Origin of the sequence: Catenuloplanes sp. NPDC051500 (assembly GCF_044454585.1) — a bacterium.
Classification (GTDB): Bacteria; Actinomycetota; Actinomycetes; order Mycobacteriales; family Micromonosporaceae; genus Catenuloplanes.
The window spans coordinates 1-26,035 of record NZ_JBITDX010000038.1 but is presented as its reverse complement, the minus strand read 5'-3'; the positions used below and the strand labels follow the sequence as shown (position 1 = coordinate 26,035).

Annotated in this window: 20 protein-coding genes; 10 read left to right on the top strand and 10 right to left on the bottom strand. The window is 71.2% G+C overall.

Annotated elements, in window-relative coordinates:
• Nucleotides 1-19: 19 nt before the first annotated feature.
• On the top strand, nt 20-1,192 hold the full coding sequence (locus ACIA8K_RS39200; protein ID WP_396068571.1) for a cytochrome P450: 1,173 nt from the start codon (nt 20-22) through the stop codon (nt 1,190-1,192).
• A gap of 1,381 nt (nt 1,193-2,573) precedes the next feature.
• Here the strand turns inward: ACIA8K_RS39200 and ACIA8K_RS39195 are convergent.
• The 4 genes from ACIA8K_RS39195 to ACIA8K_RS39180 form a co-directional block, all read right to left on the bottom strand.
• Nucleotides 2,574-3,347: an ABC transporter permease gene (locus ACIA8K_RS39195; protein WP_396068570.1), complete on the bottom strand. Its 774-nt coding sequence runs from the start codon at nt 3,345-3,347 to the stop codon at nt 2,574-2,576.
• A complete protein-coding gene (locus ACIA8K_RS39190; RefSeq protein WP_396068569.1) occupies nt 3,344-4,300 on the bottom strand; it encodes an ATP-binding cassette domain-containing protein in 957 nt (318 codons plus the stop codon). The genes ACIA8K_RS39195 and ACIA8K_RS39190 overlap by 4 nt, the downstream gene beginning before the upstream one ends.
• A 14-nt stretch (nt 4,301-4,314) precedes the next feature.
• Nucleotides 4,315-5,157, bottom strand: a complete 843-nt coding sequence (locus ACIA8K_RS39185; RefSeq protein WP_396068568.1) for a DUF4097 family beta strand repeat-containing protein — start codon at nt 5,155-5,157, stop codon at nt 4,315-4,317.
• A gap of 89 nt (nt 5,158-5,246) precedes the next feature.
• Nucleotides 5,247-5,750 carry a YlcI/YnfO family protein gene (locus ACIA8K_RS39180; RefSeq protein ID WP_396068567.1) on the bottom strand — a complete coding sequence of 168 codons (504 nt, stop codon included), beginning with the start codon at nt 5,748-5,750 and terminating at the stop codon, nt 5,247-5,249.
• Between the two features lie 150 nt (nt 5,751-5,900).
• Here ACIA8K_RS39180 and ACIA8K_RS39175 point away from each other — a divergent pair, with 150 nt between their 5' ends.
• Complete coding sequence (locus tag ACIA8K_RS39175) at nt 5,901-6,467, top strand: TetR/AcrR family transcriptional regulator (RefSeq protein ID WP_396068566.1); 567 nt, start codon at nt 5,901-5,903, stop codon at nt 6,465-6,467.
• Nucleotides 6,468-6,516: 49 nt separating this feature from the next.
• On the opposite strand, the gene ACIA8K_RS39170 is transcribed toward ACIA8K_RS39175, so the two are convergent.
• A complete protein-coding gene (locus tag ACIA8K_RS39170) occupies nt 6,517-7,482 on the bottom strand; it encodes an AraC family transcriptional regulator (RefSeq protein WP_396068565.1) in 966 nt (321 codons plus the stop codon).
• 418 nt (nt 7,483-7,900) lie between these two features.
• Here ACIA8K_RS39170 and ACIA8K_RS39165 point away from each other — a divergent pair, with 418 nt between their 5' ends.
• Complete coding sequence (locus ACIA8K_RS39165; protein ID WP_396068564.1) at nt 7,901-10,063, top strand: SMI1/KNR4 family protein; 2,163 nt, start codon at nt 7,901-7,903, stop codon at nt 10,061-10,063.
• Nucleotides 10,064-10,093: 30 nt separating this feature from the next.
• Here ACIA8K_RS39165 and ACIA8K_RS39160 read toward each other — a convergent pair whose 3' ends face one another.
• Nucleotides 10,094-11,005, bottom strand: a complete 912-nt coding sequence (locus ACIA8K_RS39160) for a LysR family transcriptional regulator (protein ID WP_396068563.1) — start codon at nt 11,003-11,005, stop codon at nt 10,094-10,096.
• 81 nt (nt 11,006-11,086) lie between these two features.
• On the opposite strand from ACIA8K_RS39160, the gene ACIA8K_RS39155 reads away from it, so the two are divergent.
• Nucleotides 11,087-11,893 carry an SDR family NAD(P)-dependent oxidoreductase gene (locus ACIA8K_RS39155; RefSeq protein WP_396068562.1) on the top strand — a complete coding sequence of 269 codons (807 nt, stop codon included), beginning with the start codon at nt 11,087-11,089 and terminating at the stop codon, nt 11,891-11,893.
• Nucleotides 11,894-11,959: 66 nt separating this feature from the next.
• Nucleotides 11,960-12,457, top strand: a complete 498-nt coding sequence (locus ACIA8K_RS39150; RefSeq protein WP_396068561.1) for a GNAT family N-acetyltransferase — start codon at nt 11,960-11,962, stop codon at nt 12,455-12,457.
• Between the two features lie 174 nt (nt 12,458-12,631).
• On the opposite strand, the gene ACIA8K_RS39145 is transcribed toward ACIA8K_RS39150, so the two are convergent.
• Complete coding sequence (locus ACIA8K_RS39145) at nt 12,632-13,267, bottom strand: TetR/AcrR family transcriptional regulator (protein WP_396068560.1); 636 nt, start codon at nt 13,265-13,267, stop codon at nt 12,632-12,634.
• Between the two features lie 76 nt (nt 13,268-13,343).
• Between ACIA8K_RS39145 and ACIA8K_RS39140 the strand changes: the two genes are divergently transcribed.
• Nucleotides 13,344-14,447, top strand: coding sequence for an FAD-dependent oxidoreductase (locus ACIA8K_RS39140; RefSeq protein WP_396068559.1), 1,104 nt, complete (start codon nt 13,344-13,346; stop codon nt 14,445-14,447).
• Nucleotides 14,448-14,457: 10 nt separating this feature from the next.
• Here the strand turns inward: ACIA8K_RS39140 and ACIA8K_RS39135 are convergent, their stop codons facing one another.
• A complete protein-coding gene (locus tag ACIA8K_RS39135; protein ID WP_396068558.1) occupies nt 14,458-15,213 on the bottom strand; it encodes a class I SAM-dependent methyltransferase in 756 nt (251 codons plus the stop codon).
• A 138-nt stretch (nt 15,214-15,351) separates the two neighbouring features.
• Here ACIA8K_RS39135 and ACIA8K_RS39130 point away from each other — a divergent pair, with 138 nt between their 5' ends.
• Nucleotides 15,352-17,127 (top strand): flavin-containing monooxygenase, encoded by a 1,776-nt coding sequence (locus ACIA8K_RS39130; protein ID WP_396068557.1) that lies wholly within the window; start codon nt 15,352-15,354, stop codon nt 17,125-17,127.
• 60 nt (nt 17,128-17,187) lie between these two features.
• Nucleotides 17,188-17,679 (top strand): hypothetical protein, encoded by a 492-nt coding sequence (locus ACIA8K_RS39125; protein WP_396068556.1) that lies wholly within the window; start codon nt 17,188-17,190, stop codon nt 17,677-17,679.
• 18 nt (nt 17,680-17,697) lie between these two features.
• Here ACIA8K_RS39125 and ACIA8K_RS39120 read toward each other — a convergent pair whose 3' ends face one another.
• Both ACIA8K_RS39120 and ACIA8K_RS39115 read right to left on the bottom strand, forming a co-directional pair.
• Nucleotides 17,698-19,254 carry a beta-N-acetylhexosaminidase gene (locus ACIA8K_RS39120; RefSeq protein WP_396068555.1) on the bottom strand — a complete coding sequence of 519 codons (1,557 nt, stop codon included), beginning with the start codon at nt 19,252-19,254 and terminating at the stop codon, nt 17,698-17,700.
• 126 nt (nt 19,255-19,380) lie between these two features.
• Nucleotides 19,381-21,792 carry a ricin-type beta-trefoil lectin domain protein gene (locus ACIA8K_RS39115; protein WP_396068554.1) on the bottom strand — a complete coding sequence of 804 codons (2,412 nt, stop codon included), beginning with the start codon at nt 21,790-21,792 and terminating at the stop codon, nt 19,381-19,383.
• Between the two features lie 278 nt (nt 21,793-22,070).
• Here ACIA8K_RS39115 and ACIA8K_RS39110 point away from each other — a divergent pair, with 278 nt between their 5' ends.
• Together ACIA8K_RS39110 and ACIA8K_RS39105 are read left to right on the top strand one after the other, a co-directional pair.
• Nucleotides 22,071-24,470, top strand: coding sequence for a glycosyl hydrolase family 95 catalytic domain-containing protein (locus ACIA8K_RS39110; protein ID WP_396068553.1), 2,400 nt, complete (start codon nt 22,071-22,073; stop codon nt 24,468-24,470).
• Nucleotides 24,471-24,508: 38 nt separating this feature from the next.
• Nucleotides 24,509-25,861: an RICIN domain-containing protein gene (locus tag ACIA8K_RS39105; RefSeq protein ID WP_396068552.1), complete on the top strand. Its 1,353-nt coding sequence runs from the start codon at nt 24,509-24,511 to the stop codon at nt 25,859-25,861.
• Nucleotides 25,862-26,035 lie beyond the last annotated feature (174 nt).

The window sequence follows — 26,035 nt, the reverse complement described above, 5'->3', positions numbered from 1 at the left end:
CGCGATACAGGGAGCAGTCATGACGCATACCCTCCCGGCGATGCCGGTCGCCCGCCGGCCCGGCTGCCCGTTCGACCCACCCCCGGAGCTGAGTGAGGCGCAGCGGCACGGCCCGATCAGCCGCATCACCCACTCGCACGGGAAACCCGGCTGGCTTGTCACCGGCTACGACCAGGTGCGGGCGATCCTTGCCGACCCGCGGTTCAGCGCACGCAAGGACCTGCTGAACGTCGGCGACTTCACAGTCCCACCGGCGCCGCCCGGCGAGTTCCTGCTCACCGACGACCCGGAACACGCCCGCTACCGCAAGCCGCTGATCCGCCGGTTCACCGTGCGGCGCATGCGGCAGCTCACCGAGCGCGTCACCCAGATCACCACCGACTGCCTGGACGCGATGGAGAAGACCGGGCCGCCCGCCGACCTGGTCACCGCGTTCGCCGCGCCGATCCCGACCATCATGATCTGCGAGCTGCTGGGCGTGCCGTACCAGGACCGCGGCTCCTTCCAGCGACAGATCGAGACGTTCATGGGAGGCGAGGTCACCGACGAGGAGCTGCACGCCGCCTACACCGCGACCCAGCGCTACCTCCGCGAACTGGTCGTCACCAAGCGCGCGAATCCCACCGACGACGTACTCAGCGAACTCACCACAGGCGACCTGACCGACGAGGAACTACAGGGCGTCGCACTGCTCCTGCTCGCCGCCGGCCTCGACACCACCGCGAACATGCTGGCTCTCGGCACGTTCGCGCTCCTGCAGAACCCGGCCCAGCTGACCGCGTTCCGCACCGACCCCGCCCGCGGCGTCGAGGAACTGCTGCGCTACCTGACCGTCGCCAAGACGTTCATGCGGACCGCGCTGGAAGACGTCGAGGTCGACGGCCAGCTCGTCGAGGCCGGCACCACAGTGGTCCTCTCCTACCACACCGCCGACCGCGACCCGGCCCGCTTCACCCAGCCCGACAAGCTCGACGTGACCCGCGAGCACAACGGCCACCTCGCCTTCGGACACGGCATCCACCAGTGCCTCGGCCAGCAACTGGCCCGCGTCGAGATGACCGTCGGGTTCACCACCCTCTTCGACCGCCTCCCCACGCTGCGGCTGGCAGTGCCGCCGGAACAGGTAGTGTTGCGCCCCGAAACCGCGGACATCTTCGGCGTGAAGCGCCTGCCGGTCACCTGGGACACCTGACAGCGCAAGAGCGGGAAGATCCAATTCCAGATCTTCCCGCTCACGCGGTGGTGCGGCCCGCATGCTCCCGCGGGCCAACCTCGCGCCGGGCAAAGACTCCGCTGGCGCTCCGCTTTCCCCGCCGCATCGGAGCCGGTTCCGCGCGGCGCGGGAAAGAGCACGGGCGGGCCGCGCTCGCCGATTTGCTTGCTGGGGGGTCGCGGATGGGGAGCGAGTCGGGCACTTTGTGCCCGACATTTCGTTATATAGAGACCTTGGATGCGCGATCTGTGCCTGAAATTTCGGGACTTACTGGCGTTTCGCGGTAGGGTGCGGGTCGGGCACTTCGTGCCCGATATTTCGTTATATAGAAGGCTCCCTGACAGGCCCTCACCCTGACCGCGGAAGGTCAGTACTCAGGCACGGCGTCGGGTGCTGTGCGACCTGATGTCTTGCCATGTGTGCGACGGGGCGGTGCGCTTTCTGCCTTGTCGTTTCTGTCGGCGGGTGGGGTGGGGCGGGTTGGCTGCGGTTCTTTTGCCTCCGGCGGCCCTCCGGGGGGAGCACTCCGGCTCCGGGGCGACCGAAAGAGCTTGCGGCTTCGCCTTCTAACCCGCGGTGGTTGGGTTTCGTGTGGCCTGGCTGCCCCGTCTGCCATCGACCCGGGCAGAGCCGGGTCGATGGCAGACGGGGCAGCCAGGCGGTCACCTTTGTGTGCTGCGCACGCAACACCAAGGTCAAAGGCGTGGTGGTGGCGGCGATATGGGCGAAATGCGGAGAAGTGGCGAGGGTGAAGGGCGTCAGGTGAGGCGTGAGCACGCTATTTGGCGCGAATGACGTGCTCACGCCTCACCTGGTCATTGATCTATCGACGGTTGGCGATCGATGACGGCGGGCAGTCCGGTACAGAAAAGGAAGAGGAGGACGATTTTCCCGATATTTCCGCAGCCATTGCGACTTATCAAAGGATAGCCGATTTGCTACTGGATGTACTTTACTGAGGTTTCGCGGTCGGGGTGCGAGTCGGGCACTCCGCACCCGCGATTTCGTCATATAGAAGCCCCTGACGCGCCTCACCCTGACCACGGAAGGTTAGTAGTGTCGCTTCTGCGGCAGACCTCGCTTGAGGCAAGGGCTCGCTGGCCGCCGGGTCGGCCAGCACGACGCGGCGGCCGGTTGTGGTGCTCAGCCGCGCAGGAGGGGGATGCCGATTCTGTCCACTGTGGCCGGAACGATCGCCGAACGGGGAGCTGATCGGAACCCACGGGGCTGCTGGTCGCTGTTGGGTGCGCCGGGGTTCGGCTCGCGGGGAGGGGCGGGGCTGTGGAGCGGCTCCGCCGCGGGCTGGGAGTTCTCGGTCGTACCGATGCGTGGTTGGGTTTGGGGGAAGGTGGGTGAGGGGTTAGGAGATGCGGTTGAAGAGGTGCTTTGACCAGAGGTAGCCGCCGAGCGCGATGACCGCGCACCAGGTCAGCGCGATCCAGGCGTTGTTGCCGATCGGAGCGGCGGTGAGCAGGCCGCGGAGCGTCTCGATGATCGGGGTGAACGGCTGGTAGTCGGCGAACCAGCGGAGGGCGGTCGGCATCGAGTCGGTGGGGACGAAGCCGCTGCCGAGGAACGGGAGCAGGATGAGCGGCATGGGTGTGTTGCTTGCGGTCTCCACGGTTCCGGCGGCCAGGCCGAGCGCCACGCACAACCAGACGAACGCGAACGCCAGCACGATCAGGAATCCGGCTGTGGCCAGCCAGGCCAGCGGGCCGGCGGTGGGCCGGAAGCCGACGAGCAGCGCCACGGCGGTCACCACAGTCACGGCGAACATCGCCTGGAGAACGCTGCCCACCACGTGCCCGGTCAGCACGGAGACCCGGGCGATGTGCATGGTGCGGAACCGGGTGATGATGCCCTCGGTCATGTCCATCGCGACCGAGATCGCGGTGCCCTGCACAGTGGACAGTACGGTCATCAGCATGATCGCGGGGGCCACATAGTTGGCGTAGGCGGCGCGGCCGCCGCCGTTGATTCCGGTGCCGAGCGTCTCGCCAAGCACGAAGACGAAGAGCAGCAGGAAGATGACAGGCATCGCCACCAGGATGACGGTCATCGACGGATAGCGGATCATGCGCTTGAGGTTCCGGCGGAGCATGGTGGCGGAGTCGCGCATCGGATAGGTGGTCATCGGGTGCTCACCTTCTCGGTGGGCTCGCCGGCCGGGCGCCCGGTCAGGGCCAGGAACACGTCGTCGAGGTCGGGGGTGTGGACGGAAAGCTCGTCGACCTCTACCGCATTGTCGTCGAGGCTGTCGATCAGGGTCTTGAGCGCGCGCAGGCTGCCGTCACTCGGCACGCGGAGCAGGAGGTCGCGGCCCGCCTCGCCCTCGCCGGTGGCGTCGGTCAGCAGCCGGCGGGCCGCGTCGAGGGCGTGCGGGTCGGTGAACTGCAGACGTACGTGCCCGCCGGGGATGCGGCGTTTCAGCTGTTCCGGGGTGCCTTCGGCGACCACGCGGCCGTGGTCGAGGACGGCGATCCGGTCCGCCAGCTCGTCCGCCTCCTGAAGGTACTGCGTCGTCAGGAAAATGGTGACGCCGCCGGCCACCAGGTCGCGGACGATCTGCCACATGTCGCGGCGGCTGCGCGGGTCGAGCCCGGTGGTCGGCTCGTCCAGGAAGATCACCCGTGGGTTGCCGACAAGCGTCATCGCCAGGTCGAGCCGTCGCAGCATGCCGCCGGAGTAGGTCGAGGCAGGCTTCCTCGCGGCCTCGGCCAGGTCGAATGTCTCCAGCAGCCGGGTGACGGCCCGGCGTCCGTCGTCGCGGGACAGGTGGTGCAGGTCTGCCATCAGGCGCAGGTTCTCCTCGCCGGTGAGCAGCTTGTCGACCGCGGAGAACTGGCCGGTGACGCCGATCGCGGCGCGGACCGCGTCCGGCTCGCGTGCCGGATCGTGGCCGGCGACGCGGACCTCGCCGCCGTCCGCCCGCAGCAGCGTGGACAGGATCTTGACGGTGGTGGTCTTGCCGGCGCCGTTCGCGCCGAGCAGCGAGAAGACAGTGCCCGCCGGCACTTCAAGATCTATTCCGTCGAGTACGACGTGGGCGCCGAACGACTTCCGCAGTCCGGCCACGGTGATTGTCATGGTGTCCTTCCCGGTCAGGCGCGGTGGATGATGATGTCGCCGAAGGCGGTACGGCCGCGGATCTCCACGGTCCGGTCCGTGTCCGCCGGGCCGGACGCGTTGGTCAGCTCGTTGCGGACGTTGCCGAACCCGGTGTTGACCTCGAGCCACGCCGCGGCGCCCTCGGCGATCCCGACGTCCAGGTCGCCCATGCCGCTGGCCAGCGTGATCGCGCCGCCGCCCACCTCACCGAGGCGGATCGCGCCGTTGGAGGTCTTCACGTCCACGTCCGCGCCGGCCCGCTCGACCCGGATCTCGCCGTTCGCGGAGCGCACCCGCAGCTCCCCCGCGATCGAGTCGATCGTGGTGTCACCGTTCGAGTTCTTGATCACCGCGGTGCCGCCGACCGTGCCGAGCCGGATCCGGCCGGAGCCGGTGTGCAGGTCTGCGTCCCCGGCGATCGCGTCCGCCGTGATGTGCCCGGCGGACAGGTCCAGGTGCAGTGCCCCGGTGCGCTCCACCCGTACGTTGCCGGCCGAGACCTTGATCCGGCACTGCCCGAGGCGCCCGGCGCTGTGGTAGTCGCCCGCGTCCACCTTCCCGGTCACCCGGGAGTCGTTCGGCAGCTCGATCGTCACCTGCACCGACCGGGACTTACGGGAGAAGTCGAAGGTGCGCTTCGGCGCGATGACCCGCAGCGTCCCGTTCGCGTAGTCGACCCGGATCTGACCCGCCGCCTCCACGTCGGAGGCGTTGTTCTCGTCGCTCGGCCGCACCTCGACGACGGTGTCGGTGCGGTCGCTCGCGGCGAGCCGCACGTCGCCGACGCTCAGCTCCACGATGACGTCGATCGATTCGGGCGTCTGGAAAACAGGCATGGTGGTCCCCTTGTGATGAGTGAGTGAGGCGTCCCTGCAGGTCAGGGACGTGTGTGAGGTGTTCTCAGCGAACCGGCGCGGACGCCGGCCTAGCGGACCCAGCCGGTGAAGCGCTGCTGGGTGCGTGTGGTGCTTGTGGACGGCGCGGGCCGCTGCTCCCGGTCCGCACGGTGCACCCCGGCCGCCGCCGCCCGGACGAGCCAGGCGTTGACGGACCGGCCCTCCTTGGCCGCGGCCTCCTCGACCGCGGCCTTGAGCTGCTCCGGCAGGCGCACGTTGATCCGCGCCGCCGGACCGTCCTCCGCGAACACCGGCTCGTCGTCCGGCACGGCCTGGGGCGTCTGCTCCACCGGCGGAGTGCTGACGACGAAGTCTGGATTCCGGCCGCGCAGCCGCAGCTCCACCGAGCCGGGCGCGAGATCGCGGGTGATCTCGTCGGCCGCCGCGGCCAGCGCCTCAAGCAACGTCATCCGGATCGCCGACTCCAGCGGCCCGGTCAGGCGCTCGACCAGCGCACGCGCCTCCTCGCCACCGGACTCCGCAAGCGTGGCGAACTCGCGCCCGAGGTTGTTCACATACGTGGTCAAGTCCATGGCACCATGGTGGCACACACATGGCACCACCCACAAGCCATGTTGGCATCATTGTGACGCCATCTCGGTGCCACGTTGGCATTTTCGCAGCTCCCGGACCTGCTACATCCGCTCGTAGGCAGCGTCTACGCCGTCTGATAAACAGTGGCTATGCCTGATGATCTGCGCGCACGACTCATCCAGGTCGGCGGGGACCTGCTCGACCGGGAGGGCCTGGCGGCGGTGTCGCTTCGTGAGATCGCCCGGCGGGCCGGCGTCTCCCACGGCGCGCCCCGCCGTCACTTCCCCACCCACCTCGAACTGCTGTCCGCAATCGCCCGCGAGGGATTCACCGACCTCACCGCACGCGTGCAGGACGCGCTGGCCGGCGCGCCCGCCGACGCCCGCACCCGGATCGGCGTGCTCGCCCGCGTCTACCTCGACTTCGCCGGGGCGCGCCGCGGACGGTACGAGCTGATGTTCCGCCATGACCTCCTGGCCAGCGGGCACCTCGGGCTCCGGGACACCAGCCTGCCGCTCTTCGCCCTGCTCACCGACCTGGTGGCGGAGGCCCGGCCGGCACCGGAACCACCGGCCCGGATCGTCGCGGGCGCGCTCTGGGCCAATCTGCACGGCATCGCCCAGCTCTGGCACTGGGGCAGCCTCGCCCTGGCCACGGACGCGGCCGATCCGGAAGCGCTGCTCGACGCGGCCCTGACCGCACACCTCGGCGGATGAGCGCGCCGGACTCGCTTGGGCAGCACACGTTCCACCGCGTGGTGGTGCGTCACAGGCCGTTGAGCGTGTCCGACGGGTGGCAGGCGTAGCGTTCCCGGTAGCGGGCGGCGAACCGTCCGAGGTGGACGAAGCCCCACCGGTTGGCGATCTCCGCGACGCCCGCGGTCGCCGGGTCGGAGGCGGACAGGTCCAGGTGTGCGCGGGTGAGCCGGATGTCGCGCAGGTACGCGGTCGGGGTGACTCCGCAGTGCCGCCGGAAGCCCATCTGCAGCGCGCGCACGCTGACCTGGGCGGTGCGGGCCAGGTCGGAGAGGGTCCACGGCCGTTCGGGCGCGTCGTGGATCGCGTCCAGCGCGCGCTGGATCGACACGGAGGAGGCGGACCGCACCACCGGCTCGCGGAGCAGGTCCGCGTACTGGTGGTCGACGGAGAGCAGCAGCGCACGCACCACATTCTCGGCGAGCGGCGGGCCCAGTATCGGGTGCGAGGCGAGCCCATCGGGGTTGCGGGACTCGGCGGCGAGGAGCCGGACCAGACCCGCCCAGGTACGCCCCGGGCCGCTCGTCACATCCATCGAAGGCCCCAGCAGCAGCGGCCCGTCGACCGGCCGCCCGATGATCCGGCGCAGCGCCCGCTCCATGACCTCCCGGTCCACCTTCACCGCGAGGATCATGCACCCGGCCTCCCACCGGTTCACAGTGGTGAGCCCGACCGGCCGGAACACCGCTGCCGACTGCACGGTGGCGACCATCGGCCCGGTGTGCGGCTGCTCCCAGCTGATCCGCCCGTTCCCGACCGGCAGATTCACATGGTACGAGCCGAGCTCAGGCGTGACGGTCCGCATGTCCACACCGAACCGCAGCGCGCCGACCGTCAGGGCCGGGCTCTGCAACAGGTCGAGCGAGGCCCCGACCGCGGTCGCCCGGCCGAGCGCGTCGAGTCGCGATTTGTAATAGCTGTCCACAACGACCGATCTCGCATGGTCGAGGTCGTCCGTGCGCACTGACAGGTGCACTCCGCTCCTCCCGTTCCCTCCCACGGTAACTCTCCGCGCTCCTTACGCAACGCACCCGCGAGAGTGAGCCGCCCGACCTGACGGAATGCTTCCCTAAAGCGAGCTTCCGTCCTTTGTGCTCGCCCCGCGGAAATGACTATCCGGCCAGGCGCCTGGCGATCCTGGCACGCAGCGCCCGCGCGCCTCGGTGAACCCTCCAGGTGAGCAACGCCTCCGCCACGTCGCCGCCTGCCCAGGCCCTCGGGCGCGCGCACGGTCTGCCGGCCACCGCCGACCCATGACGGTCCTCCCATGAGTCTGATTCACGTTCCTGGCCATCGACGATAAGCAGTGTCTTACTCCCGCACCAGGTGCAAAATCCAAGATCAGATCTCGGGGGTACGACCGGGAGGCGCGCCACCCAGTACAGTGATCCTGCGTGGGCAGCAGATGGCCGCAGAGCGGAACCTGGATCGTCGTCCCCACGTCCGCCACCGCGGATTGGCACCTCGTCACCACGGTCCTGGCCGCGGCCGCCACGGCGCGGGTGGCGGTGGCCGGGGTGGGGATCGGCACACCGCCCGGCAAGCGACTGCTGACGCACGTCGCCACCTGGGCCGACCTGCACGACGGCGCGAAGGACCCGCTGCGGCTCGCGGACGCGTTGCGGATCATCGATGCACTTGCCCACGGACACGACCTGGTGCTTGTCGTCAACGCGGGCGGGCTGCTGGTGCCGGCCGGGCGTACCGGATGGACGATGGCCGATCTGGCCGCCGCGCTCGGCGCGCCGACAGTCGTGGTGGTCGGCGACGATCCGCGCGGGGTGAACTACACGACTGTGGAGGCGCTTGAGGCGCGCGGGCTCGCATCGGCGCTTGTCACCGTCGGCGACGCGCCGAAGTCCCTGCCCGCGGACCCGGCCGGGCGGATCCCGGCCGGCGTGCGCGAGGTCGATCCGGAGACCGCACGCGGATTCCTCGATCCGGCGCTGCACGCGGTTCCCGATGCGATCGGGCCACGCCCCGCCCGGCGCAGTCCGCGTGCACCGGCCGGGAGCGGGTGGCCGGACAACGGTCCCTGGGTCGTCGCCCCCGCCTCGGCCGACGCCGACTGGGAGAGCGCGGTGACAGTGCTCGCGGCGGCGTCCACGGCCCGGGTCGCGGCCGTGGCGTTCGGCGTTCCCGGTGCGCCGGGCGTGCGGCCGGCCGCCCACCTGGGCAGCTGGGTCGTCCTGCGCGACGGCGCGAAGGATCCCGTGCGGCCGGCCGACGCGGTCGCGGTGACGGAGGCCCTCGCCCGCACCCACGAACTCGTGCTTGTCATCGGGACCGCGGGACCGCTCGCGCCGACCGGCTGGACCCTCCTGGACCTGGCTGACGCGCTCAGCGCCCCGGTCATCGTGGTCACGACCGGTGACCCGGGCGAGCCCGGCCACGTCTCCCGGATGATCGGTGCGATCGAGGGGCGCGGGCTGGCGGCGGCGATCATCACGGCCGGTGACGCACCGCCCGGAGACGCGACGCCCGAGGACGCGACGCCCGGACACGCGACGCCCGGACACGCGACGCCCGGACACGCAGCACCCGGACAGGCAGCACCCGGCGACGCGGCGCCCGGACACGCGACGCCCCGACACGCGACGCCCGGACACGCGACGACCGGAGACGCGGCACCCGGCGACGACCTGTCTCCGGTGAGGCCCACGGGGCGGATTCCCGCCGATCCGGGTGCTCTGGACGCCGACTCCGCCCGTGCGCTCCTGGACCCGAGACTTCACGCCAGGCCCGCGCCCGTTCCCCTGCCCACGCCGGCCCAGGCGCGCATGCGCACGCCGTCGACGCGGGCCGGGGGCGTACGCGCGGCGATCCTGGTGTTGGTGATCTTCGTGGTCATGGCGGTGGGCGCGGTCGGGCTGGCCTACCTCAACCGGACCACGCCGGACCCGGAGCCGCCGGCCGGGGTCGGGATGCCGGCCGCACCGCAGCCGCACGCGGAGCGCGACGACGGCTACGAGGACCTGTGCCGGGAGTTCCGGCTCGGTGGCGAACCCACCCGGCCGGGCGCGGAGGTCTCCGCCCGGGTCGACGCCGCCTGGCTGCGCATCGAGAGCTGGCTGGCGGCGCGGGCGCCCGCGACGCACCGTGCGCTGCTGCCGCCGGCCGCCGGACCTGACATCGACGCGGCGCAACGGCGGATGTCTGTGGCGTTCCCACCCGACCTGGTCGCGTCGCTGTTGCGTCATGACGGTGCGGAGTCGTTCGCCGCGGTGCTGCCGGCCGGGTACCGCCCAATGCCGGTCGCGGAGATCGTGGACAACCGGGCGGCGCTCTGCGAGGTCGTCTCCGAGACCCCGGAGCTGTCCGGCACGGGGTGGGTGCCGTTCGCCGACGACGTCACCGGCGGCTTTCTGCTTGTCGATCAGCGCCCCGGCGGCCACGGCCGGGTCGGGGAGTTCGGCAAGAACGGCCTGGACTTCGAGGCGTGGCCCGTGTCCGTCGCGGACCTGCTGGAACAGACCGCCACCTCGCTGGAGACCGGGCGGCCCCTCGTCGGCGACGTCCGGCCGGTGGTCGAGGACGGCTTCCTGTCCTGGTTCTGACCACCGTCACCGGGGTTACGCCCCTTGCTGTCAGGAGCGTTCGGCGAGCGCGCGGGCCTCGGTCAACAGCGCGGCGCCCACCGCCGCCGACGGACCCGTGTGGGCGCCGATCCGGGCGAGCAGCAGCGAGCGCCCGGTCCACCCGGGATCGTCGACCTCGATGGTCACGATCCGTTCCGGCAGGATGCCGGCCCCGAGCGTCGGCAGCGTGGTGATCGCCAGCCCCGCCGCGACGAACCCGAACCGGGTGGACCAGTCGGCCAACTCCGCGACGACCCGGGGGTTGCGCAGGGTCGGCCAGGCCCCGAACTGCGGCTCTCCCCGCGCCCCACGCCCCGCGACCCAGTCCTCGCCTTCGAGCTCCGTCACGGCGACCCGCTCCGCCCGGGCGAGCCGGTGCCGGCGCCCGACCGCGACAAGCAGCGGCCCGACCGGCAGCCGCTCGGTCTCGATCCCGGTCAGGTCCCACCCCGGCAGCCCTTCGCCGGACGCGAGAAGGGCGAGGTCGATCCGCCCCGCCCGCAGCCGCCGGATCTGCACCCGCGTCGACGACTCCAGAAAGTCGACGTCGATGGACGGGTGCTCGACCCGGAGGCGGGCGACGGCCCGGGGCACCAGGCTCATGCCGGTCGCCGGGAACCCGCCGAGCGCGATCTGACCGCCGACCGGCGCGGACAGGTCTTCCAGCTCCCGCGCCGCGATGTCCAGCTCGTCCAGGACCGTCGCCGCCCGGGCCGCCAGCCGGTGTCCGGCCTCGGTCGCCTCGACGCCGCGCGGCCCACGGCGGAACAGCCGGGTTCCGGCCGCCGCCTCAAGCGCCGCGATCTGCTTGGACAGCGCGGACTGGGTGAACCCGAGCCGCTCGGACGCCGCGGTGAGCGACCCGGTCTCCAGCACCGCCCGCAGTGCCCGCAGCAGTTGGGGATGCACATCCAGACTCACCGCCCCAGTATGCCGTACCGGAATACCTGCTCTGCCAATCATTCGCTGGTGGCATACCTGAATCGGGGCGATAGTCGAGTCATGACAAAGGTCTGGTTCTTCACCGGTACGTCGAGCGGCTTCGGGCGTCTGTGGGCAGAGGCCGCCCTGGAACGCGGCGACCGCGTCGTGGCCACCGCCCGCAACACCGCCCCGCTCGACGCGCTCGTCACCCGCTTCGGTGACGCCGTGCTCCCGCTCGAACTCGACGTGACCGACCGCGAGGCCGTCTTCTCCGCCGTCGCGCACGCGGTGCAGCGCTTCGGCCGCATCGACGTCGTCGTCAACAACGCCGGCTACGGCCACGTCGGCATGGTCGAGGAGGTCACCGAGCGGGAACTCCGCCAGCAGCTGGAGACGAACTTCTTCGGCGCGGTCTGGGTTACCCAGGCAGTCCTCCCGGTCCTGCGCAGGCAGGGCGCCGGTCACCTGCTGCAGGTGACGAGCGAGGGCGGCGTCCGCGCCTACCCCGGTTTCGGCGCGTACCACGCGTCGAAGTGGGCGGTCGAGGGCCTGACCGAGGCGCTCGCCCTGGAGATCAGCGACTTCGGGCTCCACCTCACCTCGGTCGAGCCGGGCCCGTACGCCACCGACTTCGCCTCGCGCGGCCTGCGCATCAGCGACCCGCTGGCCGACTACGACGAGACGCGCGAGAAGACGGCGCCGCAGTTCCGGATGGGCGACCCCGCCGCGACAGTCCCGGCGATCCTCGCGCTTGTGGACGCGGAGCAGCCACCACGCCGCCTGATCTTGGGTGACGTGTTCCCGGAGGTCGAGGCGATCTACGAGGAGCGCCTGAAGACCTGGCGCGACTGGCAGCCGGTCTCGCTCGCCGCATTCGGCGGGTAGCCACCGGAGAGCGGGCGGCGGCGCTCAGCTCAGCCGGTCGGCGACGAGCGGCTGTACCATGCCGCGGTGATCGAGGCATTGCGCACGCCGCGTCTGCTGATCCGGCGCTTCGCACCCGGGGACTACGACGACTTCGCCGCCTACCACGCGCACCCGCGCGTGCGCCGGTACCTGATGGGCGCGCCGATGGACGCTGAACGGGCCGCCCGCTACCTCGCCGAGCAGGCCGTGCTGGACGCCCGCGAACTCGAGCGCTGGCACGGCTACGCGGTCGAGCTGCTCGCGACCGGCACGGTCATCGGCGACGTCGGCGTCTACCTCGCTGCCGCGGACGAGGGCGACGTCGGCTTCCAGTTCCACCCCGCACACCACCGCCGGGGGTACGGTCTGGAGGCGATGACCGCGTTCCTCGACTACTGCTTCGGCCCGCTCGGACTGACCCGGGTGACGGCCGGCTGCGACCGGGACAACGCCGCCTCCGCCGCGCTGCTCACCCGGCTCGGCCTGCAGCGCCAGGTCCCGGACGCGGTCGACGGCGGGTTCCGCTTCGCACTTCATCGCTGAGCCTTTCGGGCGTTTCCGGCCTCGGCCTGCCTATCCGCGCTCACCGACCTGTGCATCGCCGGCGGACCCACGAGCTGCACCTGCCGTCCGCTCCCCGGCCCCCTCCGCGACCCGCGGGCTGGCGGGCGCGACGATCGCGGCGTCATTGCCGGGCGGCTGAGGGGTGCACGGCGCTCAAGCTGCGGCCACCCCGGCCAGGATCAGGTCGATGCCGGTGAGGAACTGGGTGCGGTCGTCGTGGTCGCGCAGTTGGGTGGACATGGCGTGGAGGAAGGGGAAGGCGGCCGGGTCGGGGGTGGTGGAGATGGATTCGAGGAAGGCGCGGCGGTCCAGGCCCGGCTCGGCGTCGCGCGCCATCGCCGCGTTCTGGGCGGCCACGCCGGAGATGTAGAGCAGCAGCGCGGACGCCGCGCCGAACTGCGTGCCGGCGGGGACGCCAAGCGCGCGCAGATGCCCGCCGACGCGTTCGAAGAGGCGCAGCATGGCCGGCTGGGAGCCGGTACGGGTGAGCTGAGTGCCAATCCACGGGTGCGCGTCGATCGCGTCGAACACGGCCAGCGCCAGCGCGCGGATCGCGTCCTCGGGGGATCCCCCGGCCTCGTCGGAGGCCATCGCCCTGGCCAGGACACCGTCGGTGGCCGCGACCAGCAGCTCGTCCTTGTTCGCGACGTGATGGTAGATCGCGCCGGCGCCCGTCTTGAGGTGCGTGCTTAGGGCGCGGAAGGTCAGGCCGTTCTCGCCCGCGGTGTCAAGCAGTTCCACGGCCGCGCCGACGATGCGCTCCCGGCTCAGGGCTTCTGTCCTCGCCATGTCAGCCATCTTGACACGCTTGGAACAGTGTTCCAAACTGGGTCATGGAACGCCGTTCCACAGCTCAGGAGGAACCATGATCGCGATCATCGGCGCGGGGCTCGGCGGGCTCACGCTCGCCCGCATCCTGCACGTCCACGGCATCCCGTCCACAGTCTTCGAGGCGGACGCCGCACCGGGCGCCCGCACCCAGGGCGGCCAGCTCGACATCCACGAACACAACGGCCAGGCCGCACTGAAGGAGGCCGGACTGTTCGACGAGTTCCGCAGGCACGTCCACGAGGGCGCGGAGGCGATGCGAGTGGTCCGCCCGGACGGCGAGGTGCTGCTCGACGAGATCGACGACGGCACCGGGAACCGCCCCGAGATCCTCCGCGGTGACCTGAGGAAACTGCTGCTCGACTCGCTGCCGGACGGCACGGTCGCCTGGGGGCACAAGGTCACCGCGGTCGCGGCGCTCGGCGGTGGCCGGCACGAGGTGACATTCGCGGACGGCTCGACCGCGATCACTGACCTGCTCGTCGGTGCGGACGGCGCATGGTCACGCGTGCGCCCGCTGGTTTCCGACGCGATCCCGGCCTACCTCGGTACGTCGTTCGTCGAGACCTACCTCTACGACGTGGATGCCCGGCACCCGGCTGCGGCAAAGGCGGTCGGCCCCGGCGGGCTGGTCGCGGCCGTCCCGGGACGGGGCATCCAGGCACACCGGGAGGCGGGCGGCGTGCTGCACACCTACGTGGCATTGACCAGGCCGCGGGACTGGTTCGACGTCAGCGGCCCGGCGGCCACCGCGCGGATCGCCGCGGAGTTCGACGGGTGGGCGCCGGAACTGACCGCGCTGATCACGGACGGGGAGACGCCGCCGGTGCTGCGCCCGCTGCACGTGCTGCCGGTCGACCACAGGTGGGCCCGCGTCCCCGGCGTGACACTGCTCGGCGACGCCGCACACCTGGCCCCGCCGAACGGGGAGGGCGCGAACCTCGCCATGCTCGACGGGGCCGAGCTGGCCCGGGCGATCGCGGCCCACCCCGGCGACGTCGAGGCCGCACTCAGCGCATACGAGACGGCACTGTTCCCGCGCAGCGCGGAGGAGGCCGCCGAAGCCCACCGCGACTTCGACCTCTGCTTCGGTGCGGACGCCCCGAACGGCCTCGTCGCACTGCTTACCGGAGCCGCCTAGCCGAAGCCGCCTAGACCGGCATCAGCACCGCGGTGTACTCGGGGGCTTCGGTCAGCAGCGGTGTCCAGCCGGGCCGGGGGGCGAGCGGGAGCCGCTCGTCGCCGAGCACGAGGCCGTCGAGCCGGAGGCCGGTGCCCTCCAGAAGCAGCGTCAGGTCGGCGGGCGAGTAGCAGCGCAGCACCTGGGTGACCTTCTCGTCCGGCCGGGCCGCGTCCCACCAGGTGTCGAACGCGGTGTTTGTCACCGGGTCGAAGGAGGTCTGCTCGCGCACCTCATGGTCGTACCCCCGGGCCGGGTCTGGGAATTTGTGGTCCTCGGTGCCGTTCCATCGCGCCCAGACAAGCGGGTTGAACACGTCGATCAGCGCGACGCCGCCGGGGTGCAGCCACTCGCCGGAGATCCGCCGCAGCAGCCGCCGCTGGTCCGCGTCCGTGCCGACGCCGAAGCCGTTCCAGTAGCAGACCACGTCGAAGCGCCCGTCGAGCGTGACGTCGTAGAAGTCGCCGTTGATCGCGGACAGACCTGCCGTCTCCGGGGTGTGCCGGATGCGGTCGGTGAGTTCCACAGCTGTCACGGCGCAGCCGTCCCGGACCGCGGCGACCGCGGTCATCCCGTAACCGGACCCGAGCTCCAGCAGCCGTAACGGACCGTCACCGGCGTATGCGCGCATCATCCGCACCCGCCGGTGATCACGCTCGGTCACCTGGGTGTTCGCCCGTCCCCACCACGACCCGGTCCGCGAGTAGAACCCCTCAACCCAGTCCACACAGCGACCATAGTCGTGCCGCTCCGGGAGAGCCTGCCGATTTCGCGAGCGCCCGCGGCCGACGCCGTCGACAGTGGACATTCACACACTTTAAATCAATCAGTTGCCTTAATCGGACGTAATCGGTTGGCTTGCGGCATGTCTTCCGCCTTCTCGTCCCCGGAACTCGGCTTCGACCCGGACGCCCTGCGCGCCACGTACCGGCAGGAGCGCGACCGGCGCATCCGGCCCGACGGCGCCGGTCAGTACCGGGGGGCGCGCGGCGAGTTCGGGTACTACGCCGCCGACCCCTGGACCGCGCGTGTCGACCGCGACCCGAAACAGGACCGGGTCGAGGCCGTGGTGATCGGCGGCGGCTTCGGTGGGCTGCTGACCGGGGCGAAGCTGCGCGACGCCGGGGTGGAACGCATCCGGATGATCGACGAGGCCGGTGACGTCGGCGGCACCTGGTACTGGAACCGCTACCCCGGCATCCACTGCGACGTCGAGTCAAGCGTCTACCTGCCGCTGCTCGAGGAGGTCGGCACCGAACCGACCTGGCGCTACTCCCCCGGCGAGGAGATCCGGCGGCACGCCGTCGCCATCGCCGAGCACTACAGCCTCTACGACGACACGATGTTCCACACCCGCGTCACCGAGCTGCGCTGGCACGAGGACGACGCCGAGTGGCAGGTGCGCACCGACCGTGGCGACGACTTCCGCGCCCGCTACGTCGTGGTGTCGAGTGGCACGCTCTCCGCGCCGAAGCTGCCCGGCATCCCCGGCATCGAGACCTTCCGTGGGCACACCTTCCACACCAGCCGCTGGGACTACGACTACACCGGTGCCGACCTGCACAAGCTGGCGGACAAGAAGGTCGGCGTGGTGGGCACCGGAGCCACAGGCATCCAGGTCGTCCCGCACGTCGGCGACAGCGCCCAGCACCTGTACGTCTTCCAGCGCACGCCGTCGAGCGTGGACGTCCGTGACAACCGGCCCCTGGAACCCGGCTGGACAAAGGCACTACAGCCGGGTTGGCAGCAGGAGCGGATGGACAACTTCCTGACCGTGGTCACCGGTGGGCACGCCGAGCGTGATCTGATCGGCGACGGCTGGACCGCCACGGCCGCGCTGCAACGCACGTTCCTGTCCGGCAGCCGCACCGAGCTGAGCGACGAGGAACTCGAGCTGGCCGACTTCGCCACCATGAACCGCATCCGCGACCGCGTCGACGCCGTCGTCACCGATCCCGCGGTGGCCACGCTACTCAAGGCCTGGTACCGGTACATGTGCAAGCGGCCGACCTTCAGCGACTTCTACCTGCAGACCTTCAACCGGCCCACTGTGACGCTTGTCGACACCGCGGACACCGGCGGGATCACCTCCATGACCGAGAACACGGTCGTGGTCGGCGACCGGGAGTACGCAGTGGACTGTCTCATCTTCGCCACCGGCTTCGAGGTCGGCGTCTCCGGCGTCGTCTCCGGCACCCTGCCCGTCTACGGCCGCGACGGCGTACCCCTGCTGCAGTCCTGGTCTCAAGGCCCCCGCACACTTCACGGCTTCTACAGTCACGGCTACCCGAACCTGTTCCACCTCGGCTCACTGCAGAACGCGAACTCCGTCAACTTCACGCACATCCTCACCGAGCAGGCGACGCACATCGGCGCCGTCGTCGCCGAAGCCCGGAAACGCGATGCCCGCTGGGTCGAGCCCACCGCCGAGGCCGAGCAGGCGTGGATCGCCGTGATCCGGGCCAACGCCATGGACAACTACCGGTTCCAGGCCGAGTGCACCCCCGGCTACTACAACGGGGAGGGCAGGCCCCGGCCGGTCAACAACTCGTACGGGCCCGGCCCGGTCGCCTTCCACGAGCTGCTGCGCGCCTGGCGTGCCGGGAACGGGATGGACGACGTCCTGGCAGAAACGAAGTGACAGGCCCGCTGCGCGGCTCCAACGGCGTCGCCGTCGGCCCGGACGGACGCCTGTACGTCTGTGAGTTCCTGGCCGGGCGGATCAGCGCGAATCGCGGTCCGCCCGGACGGCACCCTCGTCGTGGCCGAGTCCGGGGCGGGCCGGATCCTGAGCATCGGCCCGGACGACAGCATCGGCGTGCTTGCCGACGGGCTCGGACGCCCGGCCGGCATCGCCGGTGACTACGTCAGCGACGAGGAGCGCGGCACCGTGCACCGGCTGACCGATGCCGGCCCGGAACGTGTCGCCGACGGCCTCGACGCTCCCCAGGGCCTGGCGGTCCACGGCGACCGCGTGTTCGTCGTGGAGGCCGGCAAGCGGCGCCTACTCTCGATCGACCCGCACACCGGCGACACCCGGGCCGGACGCGATCTCGACCTGCCCGCCCGCCGCGACGTCGCCTTGACGGCACACGGCATGCCCGGCGTCCCCCAGCCGTTCGCCGGACTCGCCGTCGCCCCCGACGGCACGCTGCACATCGCCGCGGACGGCCACGTGGTGGAACTCAGGTGACCGGCCGCCGGCAGATCCTCAGGCCGCCCACGGGATCTGCGGTGACGGGTAGAAGCCGACACCGCGTGTGGTCCACCGCGGGCCGTAGGCGCCCAGCCGGGAACGGAAGGACTCCCAGTCGCGGGTGGTGGACCAGCCCAGCTCCGCGATCGCGGCCAGCCGGGGGAACGCCATGAACTCGATGTCGTCGCCGCTGCGAAGCGTTTCCGACCACAGTGGCGCCTCCACCCCCAGAACAGCCTCCGCGGGTACGCCGGACAGGTAGCTCCCCGGGTCCCAGTCGTAGGCGGTCCGGACCTCGATGTAGCCGGCCCAGCTGAGCCCGAGTGGCGTCGACGGGTCGTACTTCTGGTCGAGGTAGGCGCGGTCGGCCGGCGACATGATCACTTTCGTGCCGCGGGCGACGGCGGCGGCCAGCACGGCATTCTCGGTGCCCAGGTTCCAGTACTGGGCCACGGCGGTCGCGGCGGCCGGGGACTGGGCGATCTCGTTCCACCCGTAGGCGGTCTTGCCGTACTTGGCGACCAGCGGCAGCACCCGCGCCTGGAACGCCAGGTAGTCCGCGTCCGAGGTGGCGTGGGCCTCGTCGCCGCCGATGTGCAGGTACGGCCCGGGAGTCAGCGCGGCCAGCTCGCGGATCACGTCCTCGGTGAACCGGTAGGTGACCTCCTTGCCGATGCACAGCGAGCTGTATCCGACAGCGGTGTCGGTGCGCGGTGGTGGTGCCTGGCCGTCGCAGGTCAGCTCCGGGTAGGCGACCTGCGCGGCGTTGACGTGCCCTGGCATGTCGATCTCCGGGACGACTGTGACGAACCGGTCGGCGGCGTACCGGACGAGGTCGCGGTACTCGGCCTTGGTCAGGAACCCGCCGCCGACGCCGTCGACCCCGGTGCCGGGCGCCCCGCCGATCTCGGTCAGCCGTGGCCACGAGTCGATCTGGATGCGCCAGCCCTGGTCGTCCGACAGGTGCAGGTGCAGGTAGTTGACCTTGAACCGGCTGATCTCGTCGATGTAGGCCTTGACCTCGTCCGGGGTGTGGAAGTGCCGGGCCAGGTCAAGCATCGCGCCGCGGTAGGCGTACCGCGGCCGGTCCTCGATGTCGCCGCCGGGCACGGTCCAGGCGGCGTGCTGCGGGGTGGTGGCGTCGATCGGCGCGGGCAGCAGCTGCCGCAGCGTCTGCACGCCTGCGAACAAACCGGCGTTGCTCGCGGCCCGGATGGCGACGCCGCCGGGCCGCACGCTGAGCCGGTAGCCCTCGCCGTCGAGCCCGTCACCGGGCCGGGTGAGGAGCAACGAGATGGCCGGCGTGCCCCGCCCGGCGCGCGCGACGATCGGCAGTCGGAAGCCGGTGGCCGGCCGCAACGCCTCGGCCAGCCGGTCGGCCACCACGCCCGCCGCGCGCGGCGCCTCGATCACGGTCCGCTCGCCGAGCCGGAACCCGGGCCCGTGCGGCCGTACCTGCGCCGGCGCCGGCAGCACGCCGCCCAACTCCACGGCCGGCCGCGCCTGGGCCGGCGCCGCCAACCCGGTCACCAGCAGCACCCCGGCCAGACCCGCGATCAGAGAAGCCCGCATCCCCGCACGGTACTTTTATTGGCGTCGATCTGTAAAGACTCCTTCACGTCGCGGGCGCGGCCCCGGCCCGGTGAGCGTCTCACCGAGCCGGGGCCGCAGCGGGGCCGGCTCGTGCCGGCACCGGCGTCAGGATCTGATCCACTGCTGGTTGCTGCCGCCGTTGCAGGTCCACAGCGCGACCGCGGTCCCGTTGGCGGTCGCCGCGCCGGTGACGTCCAGGCAGAGGCCGGACTGCACGCCGGTGATGGTGCCGTCCGGGTTCGCCCGCCACTGCTGGCCGGCGCCGCCGTTGCAGGTCCAGATGCGTGCCCGGGCACCGGCCGTGCTGCCGGCGGCGTCCAGGCACTTGGTGCCGTAGACGGTGAGCTGACCGCCGGAGGTAAGCGTCCACGTCTGGTTGGCGCCGCCGTTGCAGTCCCAGATCTGCACCACCGTGCCGTCCGCCTGGGCCGCGCCGTTGACGTCCAGGCAGCGGTTGGCGCCCGCCCCGCGGATCGAGCCGGTCGGGCCGGGCTCGCTGCCACCGAGCGGGGTGACGGACAGGTTGTCGAACTGCGCGGTCACGCCCTGCCCGGTGGCGTAGCCGATCTGGCCGGCCACGAAAGCCGAGTCGCTGACACTGCCGAGGGTGCTGCCGTCCAGGGCCGCGGTAAGGGTCGCGCCGTTGAGCGTAAGCGACAGCCGGTGCCAGCGGCCGGTGCCGAGCGCGGTCGTGGTGCCGGAGGCGAGAGTGCGCTGGTTGCCGCCGGTGGTGTTGCTGCGGATCGACCAGGCGCCGTTGTCGGCGACGCGCAGGTAGTAGGCGTTGAGGTTCTGCGGCCCGTCGTGGTTGTAGTTGCCGGCCCGGCCGATCAGCTGGGCGTAGCCGCTTCTTTCCAGCAGCACGTCGGTGGCGACTGTGTAGTTGCGCCAGCCCACGTCGCCGAGCAGCGTGAACGGTTCGGCGTGGCCCGAGGTCCAGAAGATCGGCGTCTGCTCCGACATCTGCCGCACGCAGCGGCCGGTCCGCCCGCCGCCGCACGCGGCCACCTCGAACGAGCCCTGGTGGTCCATCAGGTACCGCGCCTGCGACCCGGCCCGGTAGGCGTCGAAGTCGTCGGCGTACGGCAGGGCGAGCGACCCTTGCGCCGGGCTGGTGGCGGTCCCCTTGCCCTGGCCGGTGGTGGTGCTGAGCGTGTAGACGTGTCCGGGCTGGACGGTAAGCGAGAACGAACCGTTCGACGGCGTGATGTCGGCGCGCCGGACGAAGTGGTCGGCGGTGTAGTTCGACCGCACGTCTGTGGACCACACGTGCACCGTGCCGGTGGAGAGCCCGCCGGTGACGGCGATGCTGACGTCCTGCGCCGCGGTGGCGTCCATCGTCTCGATGACGGTGCTGTAGTCACCGCCGGACGGTGAACGCAGCGTGACGTAGCTGCCGTTGGTCCGGTTGCCGCCCAGGTAGCCGGTGGCGCCGTCGAGGTACCGCCAGCCGGGCGCGGTGAACTGGGTGGTCTGCGCCATCACCCAGGTGCTCTTGCCGATCGCGTAGTAGCCGGACCACGGCTGCGGGGCCACCGCCACCCCGGTCGTTGCCCACGGCACGTTCGGGGTGATAGCGGCGATGACCGGCCAGTTCAGGTAGGCGGTCATCTTCCCGTCGATGTAGTCGCGGTTGATGCCCCGGGCCAGCGCCTGCGCGCCGCCGTTGTAGTCGTCGGAGCCGTTCTCACTCGCCCACAGCGTCTTGCCGGAGTTCACAGCGGTCGTCGAGCTTGGGCACTGGGTCTGGGCACTGCGGTAGCCGCACACGTAGTGGCTGCCGTACACCGCCACGGCGTTGCCGAACGCGGGGTCGCGTTGCGCGTCGTCGGCGGCGCCCCAGCCGAAGTCGTCCGACGCCACGATCTTGACGTTGGCGTAGCCGCGGGCGTTCAGCGCGGTGCGCAGGTTCTTGTACCAGTTCAAGTCTCGGCCGCGCTCGTTCCAGCCGCCGAGGTAGTCGATGGTCAGCCCGTGCGAGGCGGCGCACCCGAGCCAGGAGGTCAGGTAGTCGATCGAGTCGGTGGACCAGAAGGTGCCGTTGCCGATCCAGCCGGGCGCGCCCCAGGAGAGCCCGACCAGGGTGATGCCGGGGTTGCGCGCCTTCGCCTGACCCATCAGCCACCACTGGTAGCCGCGGTCGCAGTCGACAGCGCCCCGGGTGTGCTGGTGGCTCGGTTCCGCGCCGGAGGTCGAGTTGGTGTCCCCGCCGATCTCCACCTTCATGATCTGCATGGCGGCGCCGTACCCCGGCTTGAACAGGTAGTCGAGGATCTCGCTGCGCTGCGGCTCCGGGTAGTCGATAAGCAGCCGGCTGTTGCCGCCGCCGCTGATCGCCCCGACGCCATCGAACGTGCGCCCGCCGGACGCGCCGTTGACGGTGATCGTGGTGGCGGCACGGGCCGGATCGGGTGGCGCGGCGAGCACGCCGGCGAGCGCCAGCAGCAGGACCGCGATCGCGGCCCCGGCGCGCGGGATCAGGGGTCGGCGGGTCAACTGTTCCACGACAGCGGTCATGGTCGCATGTTAACGCTCACAGGAATAGCAACACAATGAGAGTCGTCGATATTTATTGCCTTTCCTTGCACGCGTCGTCATGCGTCGAGAGTCGCTACTGAAACCCTTTCAACTGCGAAAACTTCTCCCGGGTACGACGTGCGACCTTGTTAACACGAGGTTACTAACACTTTTTTCGGCGTACATCGGCGTCGATTATTTGCTTATGGCGAGGACCATTTGACGCCCGCGATGTGATGGCTAACATCGACGCAAGCCGATAGATCTGGGAGATCGCCATGAGCGCAGTGACACGACGGCACCTGCTCGCCGCCGGCGCGGCCGGTGCCGGAGCCGCGCTGGCCCCGCTCGGGTGGAGCACCGCCCACGGTGCCGGTCCGGCCGCCGACGACCTGGTGCTGCGCTACGACGGCCCGGCCGGCACCGACTGGCTGCGCGCGCTGCCGATCGGCAACGGCCGGCTCGGCGCCATGGTGTTCGGCAACGTCGACGCCGAGCGGCTGCAGCTCAACGAGGACACCGTCTGGGCCGGCGGGCCCTACGACTCCGCCAACCCCCGGGGTGCGGCGGCGCTCGCCGACATCCGCCGGCTGGTCTTCGCCGACCAGTGGAGCCAGGCGCAGAACCTGATCAACCAGACGATGATGGGCAGCCCGGGCGGGCAGCTCGCTTACCAGCCGGTGGGCAACCTGCGGCTGACCTTCCCGTCGCAGGGGACGGTGACGCAGTACGCGCGCACCCTGGACCTGAGCACCGCAACCGCCGCCCTGACCTACCTCGCCGGCGGGGTGCGGTTCCGGCGCGAGGTGTTCGCAAGCGCGCCCGACCAGGTGCTCGTGGTGCGCCTGACCGCCGACCGGGCGAACGCGATCACCGTGACGGCCGCCTTCGACAGCCCGCAACGCACCACTGTCGCAAGCCCTGACGGCACCACGATCGCGCTGGACGGCATCTCCGGAAGCATGGAGGGCATCGCCGGCAGCGTCCGCTTCCTCGCCCTGGCCCAGGCGGTCGCCGACGGTGGCTCGGTCACCAGCTCCGGCGGCACGCTGCGGATCACCGGCGCCACGTCCGTGACCCTGCTGATCTCGATCGGCTCCAGCTACGTCAACTACCGCACCGTCAACGGCGACTACCAGGGCATCGCGCGCAACCGGCTGGCCGCCGCCCGCGCCGCCGGGCACGACCAGCTGCGCGCCCGGCATCTGGCCGACTACCAGGCGCTGTTCGGCCGGGTGACGATCGACCTCGGGCGTACCGCGGCGGCCGGCCAGACCACAGACGTGCGGATCGCCCGGCACGCCTCCCAGGACGACCCGCAGTTCGCCGCGCTGCTCTTCCAGTACGGCCGCTACCTGCTGATCTCCTCGTCCCGGCCGGGCACCCAGCCGGCCAACCTGCAGGGCATCTGGAACGACCAGATGGCGCCGTCCTGGGATTCCAAGTACACGCTCAACGCGAACCTGCCGATGAACTACTGGCCCGCCGGCACCACCAACCTCGCCGAGTGCCAGCTTCCGGTCTTCGCCATGATCGAGGATCTGACGGTGACCGGCGCCCGCACCGCCCGGGCCCAGTACAACGCCGGCGGCTGGGTCACCCACCACAACACCGACGCGTGGCGCGGCTCCTCGGTGGTCGACGGCGCGCTGTGGGGCATGTGGCAGACCGGCGGCGCGTGGCTGTCCACGCTGATCTGGGAGCACTACCGGTTCACCGGCGACGTGGAGTTCCTGCGCGCCCACTATCCGGCCCTGCGCGGCGCCGCACAGTTCTTCCTTGATGCCCTGGTCACCGATCCGGCCCGCGGCTACCTGGTGACCAACCCGTCGAACTCACCCGAGCTCCCGCACCACACCGACGCCAGCGTCTGCGCCGGGCCCACGATGGACAACCAGATCCTGCGCGACCTGTTCGACGCCGTCGACCGGGCTGCCGAGGTGCTCGCCACCGACGCCGACCTGTGCACCCGGGTCCGCGCGGCCCGGGACCGGCTGGCCCCGACCCGGATCGGCTCGCGCGGCAACGTCCAGGAGTGGCTGGCCGACTGGGTGGAGACCGAGCGCAACCACCGGCACGTCTCACACCTGTACGGCCTGCACCCGAGCAACCAGATCAGCAGGCGCGGCACCCCGCAGCTCCACGAGGCCGCCCGCCGCACCCTTGAGCTGCGCGGCGACGACGGCACCGGCTGGTCGCTCGCCTGGAAGATAAATTTCTGGGCCCGGCTGGAGGACGCCGCCCGCGCCCACAAGCTGCTGCGCGACCTGGTGCGCACCGACCGGCTGGCACCCAACCTGTTCGACCTGCACCCGCCGTTCCAGATCGACGGCAACTTCGGGGCCACCTCCGGCATCGCCGAGATGCTTCTGCACAGCCACCTCGGCGAGCTGCATCTGCTTCCCGCGCTGCCGTCGGCCTGGCCCACCGGCCGGGTCACCGGCCTGCGCGGCCGGGGCGGATACACGGTGGCGATCGCGTGGAGCGGCGGCGCGGCCGACGAGTTCGTCATCCGGGCCGACCGCGACGGCACCGTACGGCTACGGGCCCGGCTGTTCACCGGCGGCCACACGATCACCGACCTGACCGGCGGCGGCACACCCGCGACCACCCGGCCCGAGACCGACGTCGTCGCGGTCGCCGCCCAGGCCGGCCACACCTACCGAGTCACGCGATGACGCCGCCCGTACCGCACCTGCCGGAGAGGACACCGCGCATGCACCAGTTGATCCGAGGAGCCCGCCGTCGATGGACGGTGGCCGCCGCCGCCCTGACCGTAGCCGTCGGCTCACTTGTCGCGTCGCCGGCCGATGCCGCCACCGTCGACACCGCCGCCTGGTACGTGCTTGTGAACCGGGGCAGCGGCAAGGCGCTCGACGTGTCCGGCTCGGCCGCGAACGACGGCGCGGCGCTCGCCCAGTGGGCCCGGCACGACGGCGCCAACCAGCAGTGGCAGTTCGTCGACTCCGGCGGCGGTTACTACCGGCTCAAGGCGCGGCACTCCGGCAAGGTGCTTGACGTCTCCAACGCCTCCACCGCCGACGGCGCCGCGCTCGTGCAGTGGCCGGACACCAACGCCACCAACCAGCAGTTCCGGCTCGCCGACTCGGACGGCGGGCAGGTGCGGCTGATCAGCAGGCACAGCGGCAAGGCCGTCGAGGTGCAGGGCGCCGCCACCACCGACGGGGCTCCGGTGGTGCAGTACACCGACTGGAACGGCGCCAACCAGCAGTGGCAGCTGGCCGTGGTGGGCGGGGGTGGCACGACACCCCCGCCCACCGGCAGCGGCTGCGGCCGTACGCCTCCGGCCAGCGGGGTCTACACCATCTCCAGCAACGGCAAGAGTCGCTCGTACACGCTGCGTGTCCCGGCCGGGTACGACGCCACCCGCCCGTACCGGCTAATCTTCGCCTTCCACTGGCGGGGCGGGACCATGCAGGACGTCTCCTCCGGCGGCACAAGCGGCACGCCGTGGTCCTACTACGGCCAGCAGGAGCAGTCGAACAACAGCGCCGTCCTGGTCGCGCCGCAAGGGCTGGGCAACGGCTGGGGCAACGCCGGTGGCGAGGACGTCACCTTCGTCGACGACATGATCCGGCGGCTCGACGGCGAGCTGTGCATCAACCCGGCGCAGCGCTTCGCCACCGGCTTCTCCTGGGGCGGCGGCATGAGCTACGCCCTGGCGTGTGCCCGGGCCGGGGTGTTCCGGGCGGTCGCGGTGATCTCCGGCGGGCAGATCAGCGGATGCAGCGGCGGTACGCAGCCGATCGCCTACTTCGGACTGCACGGCATCAGCGACAACGTCCTGCCGATCGCCCAGGGCCGCGGGCTTCGCGACACCTTCGTGCGCAACAACGGCTGCGCCGCACAGAACCCGCCGGAGCCGGGCGCGGGCAGCCGCACCCACATCACCACCGTCTACAGCGGATGCCGGGCCGGTTATCCGGTGCAGTGGGCGGCGTTCGACAACGGGCACATGCCCGGCCCGGTGGAGGGCAGCTACGCCGAGAGCGGCATCACCACCTGGACCAAGGGGGAGATCTGGCGGTTCTTCGCCCAGTTCTCCTGACTCCGGCGGGGGGGGGGCGGGGGGGGGCCGCCCCGCGGGCCCCCCCCCCCCCCCCCCCCCCCCCCCCGGGGGGGGGGGGGCGGGGGGGGGGGGGGCCCCCCCCCCCCCCCGGGGGGCACAACTAAAAGAGTAATTCGGGACACGCCCCGGGTGAGTGTGATATGCCCGAGGCGG

Bases quoted from the DNA above. Each gene is read 5' to 3' on its own strand.
- ACIA8K_RS39200 (WP_396068571.1), top strand. From the start codon at position 20: ATGACGCATACCCTCCCGGCGATGCCGGTCGCCCGCCGGCCCGGCTGC.
- ACIA8K_RS39195 (WP_396068570.1), bottom strand. From the start codon at position 3,347: ATGACCACCTATCCGATGCGCGACTCCGCCACCATGCTCCGCCGGAAC.
- ACIA8K_RS39190 (WP_396068569.1), bottom strand. From the start codon at position 4,300: ATGACAATCACCGTGGCCGGACTGCGGAAGTCGTTCGGCGCCCACGTC.
- ACIA8K_RS39185 (WP_396068568.1), bottom strand. From the start codon at position 5,157: ATGCCTGTTTTCCAGACGCCCGAATCGATCGACGTCATCGTGGAGCTG.
- ACIA8K_RS39180 (WP_396068567.1), bottom strand. From the start codon at position 5,750: ATGGACTTGACCACGTATGTGAACAACCTCGGGCGCGAGTTCGCCACG.
- ACIA8K_RS39175 (WP_396068566.1), top strand. From the start codon at position 5,901: ATGCCTGATGATCTGCGCGCACGACTCATCCAGGTCGGCGGGGACCTG.
- ACIA8K_RS39155 (WP_396068562.1), top strand. From the start codon at position 11,087: ATGACAAAGGTCTGGTTCTTCACCGGTACGTCGAGCGGCTTCGGGCGT.
- ACIA8K_RS39145 (WP_396068560.1), bottom strand. From the start codon at position 13,267: ATGGCGAGGACAGAAGCCCTGAGCCGGGAGCGCATCGTCGGCGCGGCC.
- ACIA8K_RS39140 (WP_396068559.1), top strand. From the start codon at position 13,344: ATGATCGCGATCATCGGCGCGGGGCTCGGCGGGCTCACGCTCGCCCGC.
- ACIA8K_RS39130 (WP_396068557.1), top strand. From the start codon at position 15,352: ATGTCTTCCGCCTTCTCGTCCCCGGAACTCGGCTTCGACCCGGACGCC.
- ACIA8K_RS39120 (WP_396068555.1), bottom strand. From the start codon at position 19,254: ATGCGGGCTTCTCTGATCGCGGGTCTGGCCGGGGTGCTGCTGGTGACC.
- ACIA8K_RS39115 (WP_396068554.1), bottom strand. From the start codon at position 21,792: ATGACCGCTGTCGTGGAACAGTTGACCCGCCGACCCCTGATCCCGCGC.
- ACIA8K_RS39110 (WP_396068553.1), top strand. From the start codon at position 22,071: ATGAGCGCAGTGACACGACGGCACCTGCTCGCCGCCGGCGCGGCCGGT.
- ACIA8K_RS39105 (WP_396068552.1), top strand. From the start codon at position 24,509: ATGCACCAGTTGATCCGAGGAGCCCGCCGTCGATGGACGGTGGCCGCC.